Origin of the sequence: Hymenobacter setariae (assembly GCF_007713685.1) — a bacterium.
GTDB lineage: Bacteria > Bacteroidota > Bacteroidia > Cytophagales > Hymenobacteraceae > Hymenobacter > Hymenobacter setariae.
On the sequence record NZ_VMRJ01000004.1, the window covers coordinates 189610 to 202368 of the forward strand.

Annotated in this window: 14 protein-coding genes; 6 read left to right on the forward strand and 8 right to left on the reverse strand. The window is 59.4% G+C overall.

The genetic code is table 11. The features are described from left to right. Positions 1 to 2010, reverse strand: coding sequence for a (E)-4-hydroxy-3-methylbut-2-enyl-diphosphate synthase (gene ispG / locus FNT36_RS15675; RefSeq protein ID WP_144849625.1), 2010 nt, complete (start codon positions 2008 to 2010; stop codon positions 1 to 3). Between the two features lie 126 nt (positions 2011 to 2136). Between ispG and FNT36_RS15680 the strand changes: the two genes are divergently transcribed. Then, entirely contained in the window at positions 2137 to 2622 is a 486-nt protein-coding gene (locus tag FNT36_RS15680) for a TlpA disulfide reductase family protein (RefSeq protein WP_144849627.1), read from the forward strand. Positions 2623 to 2707: 85 nt separating this feature from the next. Here FNT36_RS15680 and FNT36_RS15685 read toward each other — a convergent pair whose 3' ends face one another. The 3 genes from FNT36_RS15685 to FNT36_RS15695 all read right to left on the reverse strand — a co-directional run bounded on the left by FNT36_RS15685 (position 2708) and on the right by FNT36_RS15695 (position 5057). Next, positions 2708 to 3682 carry an NAD(P)H-quinone oxidoreductase gene (locus tag FNT36_RS15685; protein ID WP_144849629.1) on the reverse strand — a complete coding sequence of 325 codons (975 nt, stop codon included), beginning with the start codon at positions 3680 to 3682 and terminating at the stop codon, positions 2708 to 2710. Positions 3683 to 3764: 82 nt separating this feature from the next. After that, the gene (locus FNT36_RS15690) at positions 3765 to 4661 is read right to left on the reverse strand and encodes a PAS domain-containing protein (RefSeq protein ID WP_144849631.1); all 897 of its coding nucleotides are present in this window, start codon (positions 4659 to 4661) and stop codon (positions 3765 to 3767) included. A 36-nt stretch (positions 4662 to 4697) separates the two neighbouring features. After that, positions 4698 to 5057 (reverse strand): hypothetical protein, encoded by a 360-nt coding sequence (locus tag FNT36_RS15695; RefSeq protein ID WP_144849633.1) that lies wholly within the window; start codon positions 5055 to 5057, stop codon positions 4698 to 4700. 310 nt (positions 5058 to 5367) lie between these two features. Between FNT36_RS15695 and FNT36_RS15700 the strand changes: the two genes are divergently transcribed. Then, positions 5368 to 5901: a hypothetical protein gene (locus FNT36_RS15700; RefSeq protein ID WP_144849635.1), complete on the forward strand. Its 534-nt coding sequence runs from the start codon at positions 5368 to 5370 to the stop codon at positions 5899 to 5901. Here the strand turns inward: FNT36_RS15700 and FNT36_RS15705 are convergent. The 3 genes from FNT36_RS15705 to FNT36_RS15715 all read right to left on the reverse strand — a co-directional run bounded on the left by FNT36_RS15705 (position 5898) and on the right by FNT36_RS15715 (position 8253). Then, on the reverse strand, positions 5898 to 6833 hold the full coding sequence (locus tag FNT36_RS15705; RefSeq protein ID WP_144849637.1) for a D-2-hydroxyacid dehydrogenase: 936 nt from the start codon (positions 6831 to 6833) through the stop codon (positions 5898 to 5900). The genes FNT36_RS15700 and FNT36_RS15705 overlap by 4 nt on opposite strands. A 114-nt stretch (positions 6834 to 6947) precedes the next feature. After that, positions 6948 to 7361, reverse strand: a complete 414-nt coding sequence (locus FNT36_RS15710; protein ID WP_144849638.1) for a hypothetical protein — start codon at positions 7359 to 7361, stop codon at positions 6948 to 6950. Between the two features lie 184 nt (positions 7362 to 7545). Further along, positions 7546 to 8253, reverse strand: coding sequence for a hypothetical protein (locus FNT36_RS15715; RefSeq protein ID WP_144849640.1), 708 nt, complete (start codon positions 8251 to 8253; stop codon positions 7546 to 7548). 222 nt (positions 8254 to 8475) lie between these two features. Here FNT36_RS15715 and FNT36_RS15720 point away from each other — a divergent pair, with 222 nt between their 5' ends. The 3 genes from FNT36_RS15720 to FNT36_RS15730 all read left to right on the forward strand — a co-directional run bounded on the left by FNT36_RS15720 (position 8476) and on the right by FNT36_RS15730 (position 10627). Next, positions 8476 to 8895 carry a 6-pyruvoyl trahydropterin synthase family protein gene (locus tag FNT36_RS15720; RefSeq protein WP_144849643.1) on the forward strand — a complete coding sequence of 140 codons (420 nt, stop codon included), beginning with the start codon at positions 8476 to 8478 and terminating at the stop codon, positions 8893 to 8895. Further along, on the forward strand, positions 8876 to 9562 hold the full coding sequence (gene folE / locus FNT36_RS15725; protein ID WP_233635964.1) for a GTP cyclohydrolase I FolE: 687 nt from the start codon (positions 8876 to 8878) through the stop codon (positions 9560 to 9562). Before FNT36_RS15720 ends, folE begins: the two co-directional genes overlap by 20 nt. 156 nt (positions 9563 to 9718) lie before the next feature. Beyond that, the gene (locus tag FNT36_RS15730) at positions 9719 to 10627 is read left to right on the forward strand and encodes a TIGR01777 family oxidoreductase (RefSeq protein ID WP_144849645.1); all 909 of its coding nucleotides are present in this window, start codon (positions 9719 to 9721) and stop codon (positions 10625 to 10627) included. Positions 10628 to 10757: 130 nt separating this feature from the next. Here the strand turns inward: FNT36_RS15730 and FNT36_RS15735 are convergent, their stop codons facing one another. After that, complete coding sequence (locus FNT36_RS15735; RefSeq protein ID WP_144849647.1) at positions 10758 to 11261, reverse strand: D-glycero-alpha-D-manno-heptose-1,7-bisphosphate 7-phosphatase; 504 nt, start codon at positions 11259 to 11261, stop codon at positions 10758 to 10760. Between the two features lie 22 nt (positions 11262 to 11283). Between FNT36_RS15735 and hemG the strand changes: the two genes are divergently transcribed. Continuing rightward, positions 11284 to 12624, forward strand: a complete 1341-nt coding sequence (hemG, locus tag FNT36_RS15740; protein WP_233635965.1) for a protoporphyrinogen oxidase — start codon at positions 11284 to 11286, stop codon at positions 12622 to 12624. Positions 12625 to 12759 lie beyond the last annotated feature (135 nt).

The following is a 12759-nucleotide window of genomic DNA, read 5'->3' on the forward strand; positions in this document are numbered from 1 at the left end:
CTACACCCCCATTGGCTCGCCTACTACTTCCTTTTCTATCCATTTACCATCCTCGCGCATGAGTTCGATTAGCTCGTCTACGGCGCGTTCTTCGGGCACGGCTTTCTTGATGACTTCCTGGCCGCGGTAAAGGGCGATTTTGCCTTTACCCACGCCTACGTAGCCGTAATCGGCGTCGGCCATTTCGCCGGGGCCGTTCACGATGCAGCCCATGATGCCGATTTTGATACCCTTGAGGTGGTCGGTGCGCTTGCGAATCATGGCGGTGGTTTCCTGCAAGTCGAAGAGCGTGCGGCCACAGCTAGGGCAGCTGATGTATTCGGTCTTGCTCATGCGGGTACGAGCCGCCTGCAAAATACCGAAGCTCAACTGGTTGAGACTATCAATTGTATCGAGCCACTGCGCCTGGGTGTAGTCGGCGGGCAGGCGGCTGGTGCCGAGCACAATGCCATCGCCGAGGCCGTCGATGAGCAGGCCCCCTAGGTCGGTGGCTGCGTCGAGCTGGGTTTGCTCGGCAGCTTGGGCGGGGTAGTCGTGGTCGAGCAGTACTGGGCAGGTAATGCCGTGGTTGATAAGCTCGAAGAAGGCACGGCGCATCTCGGGCATGGCGTGCGCATTGAGGCTGTGCAGCACCAGCACCACAGTGGGGTCTTGGCGCAGGCGCTCCAGCAGCGGAGCGTCGAGCGCGTCGAGGGTCAGCAGCAGGAAGTTGAGCTGCGGGTGGTTGACGAGCGACGTATTGGGATGCGCATCAGCCATGTAGCGGTCGGCCGTCATGAGCGGGTATTGCTCGGGGCGGCGGCCCCCATCAACCCAGGCCGGATAGTTCACAATTTCGCGCAAGCCGTTAGGCAGCATGAAGGGCACGGGCCGCTCGCCGGTGTAGATGTAGTCAGCCCCTAGGTCCGACATCTGGAATTTATCCAGAAAAGGCGAGTACAGGTGCCCAGCGGCGCGCAGGTCAGCGTATTCGAGCTGCGGCAGGCGCGACAAATCGGCCACCACGCGGGGCACATTGAGACCGCCAAAGTTGGCCACCTCGTGCGTGTGGCGGCGGTAATACTGGAACGGGTTGATGGGCTCCTCCCCTACCAGCGGCTTGATGGGCTGGGCCAGCGCGGCACGGCTGGTGTAGCGGTTGATGAGCATGCGGGCCACCGGGGCCTCGTGCTCAGGCGCTTCGGTGAGGCTCACGCGCACAGTGTCACCTAGGCCGTCTTCGAGCAGCGTGCCGATGCCCACGGCGCTCTTGATGCGGCCATCTTCGGCTTCGCCGGCCTCAGTCACGCCTAGGTGCAACGGGTAGGGCTGTAGACCCTCTTCGTCAAGCTTTTGCACTAGCAGGCGGTAGGCTTGCACCATCACTTGGGTGTTGCTGGCTTTCATACTCAGCACCACATCGTAGTAGTTCTCTTCTTCGCAGAGGCGCAAAAACTCCAGCGCCGACTCTACCATGCCGAGCGGCGTATCGCCGTAGCGGCTCAGAATACGGTCGGACAGCGAGCCGTGGTTGGTACCGATGCGCATGGCGGTGCCATACTGCTTGCAGATTTTCACCAGCGGCCGGAACCGCTCACGGATGCGCTCGACCTCGGCCGCGTAGCTGGCGTCGGTGTAGTTGATTTCCTCAAATTTCTTTTTATCGGCGTAGTTGCCGGGGTTCACGCGCACTTTCTCCACAATGCGGGCGGCTAGCTCGGCGGCGTTGGGCGTGAAGTGGATGTCGGCAATAAGTGGCACGTTGCAGCCACGCGCCCGTAGCTGCTTCTTGATTTCCAGTAAGTTCTGGGCCTCTTTTACGCTGGGTGCGGTAATGCGCACCAGCTCGCAGCCGGCCTCTACCATACGCAAGGTCTGCTCCACCGACCCTAGGGTATCCATGGTATCCACGGTGGTCATGCTCTGCACCCGGATGGGATAGTCGCCGCCAAGGGGCACGCCCCCAATATTAACTACCCGCGCCACACGGCGTTTATACTCGGTAAGGCTGGGGCAATACTGCTTATTCATAACCTAAAAACTGCGTCCGAAAGGCGAAAGTTGCGACTTGCCGCAAAGGTACGGCTGGGCTCGTGGGCGCAACTTCCAGGCCAGCCTGCTTGTCTGTCTGGCAAGATTATTATTTCGTTGGTTTTTATGCCTAGGTCTTCTTTCTTGCTTCTCAGTGCCGGGCTGCTACTGGCCGTGCCCAGCTTCGCCCAACGCGTAGCCGTGCTCAAGTTTCCGGCTTTGCAGCAGCGCCTCGCCCGCCCCAGCGACACAACTTACGTCGTCAATTTCTGGGCTACCTGGTGCGGTCCCTGCGTGCAAGAGATGGCCGGCCTTGAGAAAGTGCGCGCCGCGCAAGCGGGTAAAAAAGTGAAATTCATCCTCGTGAGCCTTGACTATGTCGCGCAGCTCGAAAAAAAGGTGAAGCCCTTCGTGCAGAAGCACGGCCTTAAATCGGAGGTGTTGCTGCTCGATGAAACCGACCCCAATACCTGGCTGCACAAGGTAGACCGGCAGTGGTCAGGCTCTATCCCGTTCACCTTGATTTTTAATAACAAAACTCAAAAACGGGCCACGTTTGAGCACGCGGTCACAGCCCTCGAGCTTACGGCAGAGCTACGTAAGTTTCTATAGCCGCAACGTTGCCCTCCTGAGCTTCCTGAAGCATACTCATAAAACAGCGCCCTAGGTGATGTGATAGCGAGACTTTTATAGCTTACTACTCCGCTATCTGCAGCACGATTTTGCCGATGTGGGCGCTGCTTTCCATGCGTTGGTGCGCGGCGGCCGCTTCGGCCAGCGAGAAGGTGCGGTCAATGATAGGGCGAAATTTCCCGGCGGCGATAAGCGGCCACACGTGTTGCTCGATGGCAGTGGCCAGCGCGGCTTTGAAGTCGGCCGACCTAGGGCGCAGAGTGCTACCCGTGATGGTGAGGCGGCGGCTCATTACCTGCAGGGCGTTGAACTCAGCTTGCGCACCCTGCATGGCGTTGATGAATACCAGGCGGCCGTCGTCGTGCAATAGGCGCAGGTTTTTGGGCGTGTAGTCGCCCCCTATCATATCCAAAATTACATCGACGCCAACCTCTTTGAGCACCTGCTCAAAGTCATCGGTTTTGTAGTTGATGGCCCATTCGGCGCCTAGGTCGCGGCAGGCCTGGCACTTGGCCTCGTCACCAGCCGTGATGGCCACGCGGCTACCTAGAGCCCGCGCTAGCTGGATGGCTGTGGTGCCGATGCCACTGCTGCCGCCGTGCACCAGCAGCGTTTCGCCGGGCTGTAGCTGGCCACGCTGAAAGACGTTGTGCCACACTGTAAACACGGTTTCGGGCAGCGCGGCGGCTTCTACCATACCTAGGCCAGCGGGCACGGGCAGGCAGTGGCGGGCGTCTACTACCGCGTAGTCGGCGTAGCCGCCTGCTGCCAACAGGGCACACACAGCGTCGCCGGGCTGCCAGCGGGGCGTATTGGGGCCGCACGCTTCGACGATGCCGGCTATTTCGAGGCCGGGCACCATGCCCGTTACGTCGCCGCTACCGGCGTATTTACCTTGGCGCATCAGCACATCGGGGCGGTTGACACCAGCGGCGTGCACGCGCACCAGCACCTGGCCGGCGGCGGGTGTAGGGCGAGAAGTTTCTTGTAGGCGCAGCACCTCGGGGCCTCCGGGCGCTTGGATAGTAATAGCGTTCATGTGGGCTTAAACGCTAAAAAACGGTGGCTGGCTGCTTACGCAGTCAACCACCGCTCACTTAGTTACTTACCTAAATTCAAACTTAAGCCGTGCGTGTCTCCAGCTGCTTGCGTAGGTTTTGCACTTCGTGCTCCAGCTCCAGGTTGCGGAAGGTGACTTTGGCTTCTAGGTCGGCGTAGGAGTTTTGTAGCTGCTCTTGCAACTGGCGCATTTCCGTCACATCGGTGTTGGTACCCAGCCAGCGCACAGTATGGCCTTGTTCGTCGCGGATGGGCACGGCGCGGGTCAAAAACCAACGGTATTCGCCATCTTGCCCACGCAGCGGAAACGTTAGTTCCCACGGCTCGCCTTTAGCCCAAGCTTGGCTTACAAACTCTACCACGGATTTAGCAAAGCTGGGGTGATGTACCTTTTCCCAGCCCCAGCCTTCCATTGCGGCTAGGTCGGTACCCGTGTAGTCGTACCAGCGCTTGTTGTACCAATAGATGTGGCCATCGGGCCGGGCCATCCACGATAGCTGCGCCACATTGTCGGCTAGGGTTGTAAACTCCGACTCACGCTCGATTAGCGCCTCAGCAGCCAGCTTCTGGTCGTGAATATCGGTGCAGGTACCAAACCACGTTACGATGGTCCCCGCTTCGTTGCGCCGCGGCAGAGCCTGGCCCAGAAACCAGCGGTAGTCGCCTTCTCTTGACTTAAAGCGGTACTCAATCTCATAGTTGTCGCCGGTGGCCAGCGAGTGCCCCCACACCTGGCGAGCACGGGCGCGGTCGTCAGGGTGCAGCAGGTTGTTCCACATATCGGGGCCCACACTGTCGGCCAGCGTATAGCCGGTGTAGTCAATCCAGCGCTGGTTGAAGTAAATGTGGTTGCCCGTAGGGTCAGTTATCCACACCAACTGCGGAATAAAATCGGCCAAAAAATGGAATTCGCTTTCTATCGAAGTCGGCAGGGTAGGCACAGGAAGGGGGGTAGCCACGGCAAAAACAATAACGTTTTATTTCTTGACAATGGATTACGGACGGTCGAGCTGCATTTCCAGGCCCGAGCTAAAGTATAGATTTAGCTGGGCGCGGGCACCGTCGGTGGTGCGGCGCAGGCGCGTAACCAAGGCGCGCATTTCCTCGGTAGGTAGGTTCATGCGCAAGTAAGGGCGATTGAGCAGCTCGTCGCGCTGCACCGCCCAGCTACCGGTTTCGTTTTGGTCAGGTGCCTGCAACTCAAGCAGCTGGCCACCTAGCACTAGGTTAGTAGCCTGAGCCAGCGCACTGGCTGGGTCGGCCCGGTTGAGCACCCGGTGGGCCACCCGCCACGCTCCAGAGAGGTAGTCATCGGGCACCTGCTGTAGATTGACATCGAGTAGCAAATCAGACATAAGCGTAAGACCGGTAGACACCACCGGGAGCATAAAGCGCGTAACGAAAATAAACTGAACAGGTTGGCCCGGGGCCTCCTGGCAGTGCCTTTCTTAACCCAAGGCGAGGTGGTATAGTTCGGCTTTAACAGCGGGCCTTGCAATCTCAACAGACAATCTGCGCCTGGTGAAGGTTTTGCAAATGGCTGGCCCCTCGCTTGGGCTTGAATAGTAGTGCATCTTGCGCGTCGAACCGCTCCTACCCGCCGTATACGCAGCTACCCGTGTCCGTAGCGGCGCACCTAGGCACTGGGCTCGTTTATTTTTCAGCATGAAACGCTTTTCTTTTCCGGTTGGGCTACCTAGCCAAGTAGCCGGTGCCGCCCGCCAGGCGGGTCGCCATGCCAGCCAAACCGGCCGGCTATTTCGCCAGCTCGTGCAGCGCGCCCTCGATGCCGTGCAGGAGGTGCTACACACCGAGGTGCAAAACGGCCACGCCCGGCTGGTTATCGACTTCTTGGCCGACAAGGCACTGCCCGCCGCCCGGGCGTTACTGCTCGAGCGTATGACGGCCCGGCTATTACTGCGCCTAGGTCTGCGCGGCGCCTTCCTCACCAATGTGGCGGGGTGGGTGCTGCCCTTCGTGCTCGAAAAAATGTTTCACGTAGCGCGCACCAGCGGCCTGCTCGCTAAGCTTGAAGCCAACCCCACCGTAGCCGATACCCTAGCCCGCGTAGATGAACTGCGCCACGCCGCGGCCCGTCTCATCTTCCCCGATGGCGATACGGGCGCCGTGGTGCTTACCGACGAGGAGGCCCAAGAACTGCTTGCCAAGCCCACCGCCCCTGAGCAAACCCAAGCCTAATAGCCCGCGCTTAGGTCCACCACGTTTTCTAGCGGCTGGCCGGCGCGCAAGTGCGCTAGGTTGCGAATGAGCTGGTCGATTTTGCCTTTGGCCTCGCGCGGCTGGCCGCCGCCCGTGTGCTGGGTTAGCAGCACATGAGGCAAAGTCCAGAGCGGGTGGCCGGGCGGGATGGGCTCGGTGGCCGTCACGTCGAGCACTGCCCCACCTAGGCGGCCAGCCTGCAACGCTTCGATGAGCGCTGGCTCGTCAGTAGTGTTGCCGCGGCCTACGCTGGCATAAATGCTGTCGGGGCGCATGGCTGCCACCAGCTCGGCCGAGAAAAACTTATCGGCGCTGCCAGGCAGGCAGTTTATTACTACATCGGTTTCGGGCAGAGCAGCGGCCAGCTCCTCTTTTGAGTGCAGTTGCGCCTGCGGGTCGGTGCGAGCCAGCAGCTGCACCGCGCAGCCAAAACCACTAAGCTGCTCGCGCACAGCTTGCCCAATAGTGCCCGCACCCAGTATCACTACACGCTTACCGCGCAGCAAGCCTTGGCGGCCACGCACCTCAGCACCTACCCACTGTTGCTTTTCTTGCAATAGCACTAGCTCGGGCAAGCGGCGATAAAGCGCCAGCAAGCCGGCTACCATGGTTTCAGCACAGGCCCAGGCAAAGAAATCGCCCATATTCGCCACTGGCACGGCCAGATGCACGCCTTTGTAGCGGTCAAAGCCCGCCGAATCTATTTGCCAGAAGCGTAGCTTGGGAAGGGGGCCGGCCGTGAGCCACGCGGGTGGCGGGTTACCTAGGAGCACCTCGGCCTCTTGGAAGGCAGCTGGTGGCTGTCCGGCACCGGTCTCTTCTTTGAAAGACACTTTGGCCTCAGCCGGCAGCTGCTGCCGCAAGTAGGTACGGGCCGCTTCATCGAGGGCCGTAAAAACAAAAATCTTCATAGCTAGGTCTTACGAGCAGAGTCGTTGCACTCCCTCAAAAACGTGTTTAAAATGAAAGCAGGCACCCATGAATCTCTCACAGATGCCTGCTTTATAGCATTTCAACCCAGACTACTACGCTTGGCGGTCGATGCCGCGGCTGTCGTTTTTGAGGTCTTCTTCGGGCGTAGTGTCGTTGCCTTGCAGCTGGCCGGCTGCGGCCACTAGAGCAGCGCTCAGTTTCTCTACGTGCGGGCGGGTGTTGCCTTCGGCGAACGACGCTACGCGGGCAGTTTCGGTACCTAGGTGGTGTAGTAGGTGTCCTACTTGGCCACCGTTATAGGTGCCACCGTGCAGCAGGGCTTTCAGCGCTTGCAGGTCGGTTACTAGGCTATGAAACTCTGGGTTGTGGGCAGCTTTGAGGTCTTCAATCCAGCGCTGTAGCTGGTTGTCGATGCCTGCTTTGCCGGCTTCGTCTTGCAGGTCGCCGGTTAGTATTTTAATGGCGCCTTCCAGGTGTACCTGGTGCTGCACTGCGGTCTTTTCCATGGGGTCAGGGGAATGGGGAGGGAGGTTACTGCCTTGCCCAAACGGAAAGCAACGCTCTGAGGTTGGCCGCTGCGGGCCCCACAAATGAAAACTGCCGCCCTGGTGTAAGGCGGCAGCTTCTTGATAATCAACCTTAAAATAGAATTAGCTATCGGTAGTAGAGCGAAAGGTAAAAATTACTAGGCTATTCAATCTTCGTCATGCGCTCTTTCACGGCCTCTAGGGCCACGCGCATGTTCACAATGTCGGCGCGGGCGGCTTCCTGCTCCTTCAAGTTGGTGTCAATCATGTTGTTGAACTGCTGCAACTCAGCGGCGTTGGCGGCCAGCATTTGCTGAATCTCGATTTTGCGCGCTTTGTTTTTCTCGATGTCCTTCTTGATGGTGTTGGACTTCTCGATAACAGACATGTTGTTGTTCTGAGAGTTTACAAGTGCTTTTTCAGCATCTGCAATCTGGGCCATCAAGTCTTCGCGGTACATCGAGCGAGCAAAGTCTTTGAGGTATTTCTCAGCGGCTTTCCACTGGCTGGGGGTCGATTCGCGCCCTAGGTAGGCATTGCCGAGGTCGATGCTCCACCACACACCGGTGCCGGTGGGCAACGCATCGACGCGGCTGATTACGCGTACTGGTGTAGCCGAAATCTCGGGGATAACTACACCATCCATCGTCACTACCCCTTTGTTATTCTTTACCTTCCCCGGAAACTGCTCGGTGAGTTGCTTTACCCATGACGTCTCCACGCGCTTGTTGTCGAGCTGTAGGCTCACGCGCTGACCTTTGCGTGGGATATTGTTTATCGACATGTCGGCTTCATCGACTGGCGAACGCTGGGCCGATACGCGCAGGCCGGCCAGTACCAGCAAGAGCACCAACAGTATTTTTCGGTTCATAACGATTTAAAAAATTAAAGTAGAAAATTAGATAATACTAAGTCACATTACCCGCTAATGCTTTCGAGTGGTCAAATTTAAGTGCTTTATTCTGTGCAAAACCAAGAATTCTATAATTTTTTTTCTTAGTCCGATTTTTTATTATTTAAATACAATCAAGAGCGTAGCACAACGCCGCTTGGTTTGCCGAACAAAAGTCTCCTACCCTAGTTTAAGCCTCCTATGCCTGAGCTCACCATCTGCCGTACCGAGCATTTTAATGCGGCCCACCGCCTGCACAACCCGGCCTGGGACGAGGCCCGCAACCAGCAGGTATTTGGCAAGTGCAACAATCCTAACTACCACGGCCACAACTACGACCTAGTGGTGCGCCTCACTGGGCCTACCGACCCCGACACGGGCTACGTCTTCGACTTGAAGGCACTGAGCACCGTCGTGAAGCGGGAGGTGCTCGACCGCTTCGACCACCGCAACCTGAACCTAGACGTTGCGGATTTTAAAGATTTGAACCCAACGGCCGAAAACATCGCGCTCGTTATTTGGCGGCGGCTGCGTCCTGTGCTGCCCGCCACTCTAAAGCTCGCGGTCACGCTCTACGAGACAGACCGTAATTTTGTAGAATATGATGGAGAAGGAGCCTAACTCGCCGGCCCACACCGACCACCTTACCGGGCTTGGCCCCGATGACCACTTGCCGCCCGGCTTGCGCACGCCCCTGCGCGCCGATGCTTTTGCAAAGCCCGATGAGGAGAAGATAGAAGCCATAACCGGCCACTTTCGGGCTATTATGGACGAGCTAGGGCTTGACCTCACCGACGATAGCCTAGCAGGCACCCCACGCCGGGTAGCCAAAATGTTTGTGCAAGAGTGGTTTAAGGGTCTCAACCCGGAGCACCGGCCCGAGGTGCGCCTGTTTGAGAACCGCTACGAGTACCAGCAGTTGCTGGTAGAGCGCGACATCACGGTGTTTTCGTGCTGCGAGCACCACTTTGTGCCCATCATCGGCAAGGCGCACGTGGCCTACCTGCCGGGCAAGCATGTGGTGGGACTCAGCAAGCTCAACCGCGTGGTGCAGTATTATGCCCGCCGCCCGCAAGTGCAGGAGCGCCTCACGCGCCAAGTGGCCGAGCACCTGCGCCACAGCCTAGGTACCCCCGACGTGGCCGTGCTCATCGAAGCCGACCACCTGTGCGTGATGAGCCGCGGCGTGAATGACACCAGCAGCTCAACGCTCACCAGCGAGTATGGCGGCCGCTTTCAGGAAGATGCCCAATTGCGCGCTGAGTTCCTGCGCCAGATTGGCAAGTAAGTAGCCGGACCTAACTCGCTTTAACCTAGGCTTATTCTTGCGAAGAAAAACGACAAAGCAACCTTTCTTTTACGTTCAGGTTAACACACCCACGTGAAAGAAGGGTTGCTTCGTCGTTCCTTCTCTTATTACTAACTGCTTGAGCTCACTCCTATTATGAAAATCCTCATCACTGGCGGCACAGGCATGATAGGCCAGCGCTTGGCCGAGCTGCTGCTCGACCACGGCCACGACGTGGCACTCCTGACGCGCGAGCCCAGCAAAAGCAGCCACTACCGCCTTTTCGGCTGGGACCCCGCGGCCGGCACCATCGATCCAGCCGCCTTACCCTACGCCGACTGTGTAGTGAACCTAGCCGGCAGCAACGTAGCCGAAGGCAAATGGACGGCCAGCCGCAAGCACGAGATATTGCGCAGCCGCCTCGATGGCCTAGAGCTGCTGCACCGCGAACTGGCCAAGCCCGGCCACCACGTGCGCACGCTGCTATCGGCCTCGGCCATCGGCATCTACGGCGACCGCGGCGATGAGCTGCTCCACGAAAACTCGCCTACCGCCGCTCCAGCCGACGACTTTCTGGCCGATGTGGTGTTGCAGTGGGAAGCCGCCGCGCGCGGTATTGGGGCCCTAGGGCTTCGGGTAGTGCTGCCGCGCATTGGCATCGTGCTCAGCCCAGAGGGCGGCGCGCTAGTGCCCATCGCTAAAACGGTGCGCTACGGAGCTGGCGCCCCGCTGGGCTCGGGCCGACAATACATGAGCTGGATTCACCTTGACGATATGTGCCGCCTACTAGCCCAGATGGTGCACGACGAGCTGTGGCAAGGCGAATACAACGCCGTGGCGCCCAACCCCGTCACGAACCAAGAATTTACCGAAACGCTCGCCCAGGTGATGCACCGCCCACTGGTGCTGCCCAAGGTGCCTGCCTTCGGCCTCAAGCTGGCGATGGGCGAAATGAGTGAGATAGTACTGGGCTCGCAGCGCGTGAGCGCCGACAAGGTGCTGAGCCAAGGCTTTCAGTTTGAATATCCGCTGCTGAAGGCAGCACTAGAGTCATTCTACGAGTAATACTGCCAGGGGCGCATTAACAACGCGCCTATTCTGGTGAGCAAAGCGAAGCCATCGCACCTAGGAGGTCCCTGCATGGGTTGTCCTGCTGCGATGACTTCGCTTTGCTCGCCAGGGTAGGCTTCATGCATTAACTCAAAATCAGCTCGGTAGCAGCCGCTAAATCGGCTACGCGGGGCGAGTAGGCCAGCACCTCGCTATGGCCTACCAAGATGCCGCGCACCCCTAGCCTAGCGCCAGCCTCGAGGTCGCGAGCGCGGTCGCCCACTATCCAGCTGGCGGCGGGGTCAATGGCGAAGCGGGCGATAGCCTTTTCGAGCATTCCCGAATCGGGCTTGCGCAAGATAGATTCGCTCACCGATGGGTGATTCTCAGCGAAGTACAGTGCGTCGATGATATGCCCGCAAGACTGTTGCAAAATGCTGTGGCACTCTTGCACATCGGCGCGGGTGTAGAGGCCTTTGGCAATGCCGGCCTGGTTGGTGACGACGATGAGGTGGTAGCCCGCGGCCTTGAGCCGACGCAGGCTCTGGGGCACGCCGGGCACGATGCGGAAGCGTTCGGGCGTCCAGACGTAATCGCCTAGTTCTTCATTGAGTACGCCGTCGCGGTCCAGAAATATGGCTCGGTTCATGGGGCGAAGGTACCTTTGCGGCATGCGCATTGCCATTATCGGCGGCGGGCTCACGGGGCTCACGCTGGCTTATTACCTGCAGCAAGCGGGCGTGGCCTACGACCTGTTTGAAGCCAGCGAGCGGCCTGGTGGCAACCTGCACTCGCCGCAGGACCTAGCCGGCTACCAGCTCGAAGCCGGCCCCAATTCCCTGCTACTCAGCCCCGAGCTAGAAGAACTACTGACTGAGCTAGGCTTACAGGATGCCATTCAGGAAGCCGCGCCCGTGAGCCAGCACCGCTACGTGCTACGGCACGGCGCCTACCAAGCGCTGCCGGCCTCGCCACCCAAGCTACTTACCAGTTCTTTTTTCAGTCTCAAAACCAAGCTGCGCCTCCTAGGTGAGCTGTTGCGACGCCCCGCGCCGCCTGTGCCCGGCGAAACCATTGCCTCATTTTTCGAGCGTCACTTTGGGCCCGAGGTGGTCGATTATGCCGTCAATCCCTTTGTGGCGGGCATCTATGCCGGCGACCCTAAGGAGCTGCTGCTCTCGCTTACATTTCCGCAGCTGGCGGCTCTAGAGCAGCAGTACGGCTCGGTGCTGCGCGGCTTTGCGGCTTCGCAAAAAGGAAAGGGCGGCGCCCGCCGCCGCACCATCACGCTGCGCGGCGGCGTGCAAACACTTACCGACGCCCTGGCCGCCCGCCTTACCAACTACCACCTAGGGCATGCCATCACCGGCATTAGCCAGCCTGCTCCTAACCAGTACACGGTGGCAGCCACCGGCCAAAGTGACCTAGGCGCCACTTACTCGCACCTGGCGCTGGCTGTGCCTACCTATGCCGCCGCCGAGCTGCTGCGCCCACTGCACCCGGCAGCAGCCACGGCGTTGGCCACCGTGCGCTACCCGCCCATGACGCTGGTGTACTCAGCCTACGACCGGGCCGCCGTGACGCACCCGCTAGTGGGCTTCGGGGCGCTCAACCCGCGAGTAGAGGGCACCTATTCAGCTGGCTCTATCTGGACCAGCTCGCTCTTTCCCGACCGTGTGCCGGCGGGGCAGGTGCTGTTTACCAGCTTTGTGGGTGGGGCGCAGTTTGCCCGGCAGGCACAGGAGCCCGAGGCCACGCAGCTGGCCGCGGTGCACCAAGAGCTGAGCCAGCTCTACGGCATCGAGGGCGCGCCGCGCTGGCAGGGGCGCTACTACTGGCCGCGCAGCATTCCGCAGTTCGACCAGCACCTGGCCGCAGCGCGGGCGGCTTTTGCACCACTCGCAGCAACGGGCATCGTGGCTGTGGCCAACTGGCAAGCCGGCGTGAGCGTGCCCGATTGCGTGAAGCATGCCCGCAACGTGAGCCGCGAGCTAGCTGGCAGCAAGGCTTAACGCAGCTTTTTTGCCTCTCCTAGGCACAGGCATGCAATTTTCCATGTTGTTTTAGCATCCTTTTGCCATGCGAAGGAAGCTTAACTAGCTAGTACTTGCTCGCGCGAGTATACTTGCCTACTGCTCGTGGCTTCA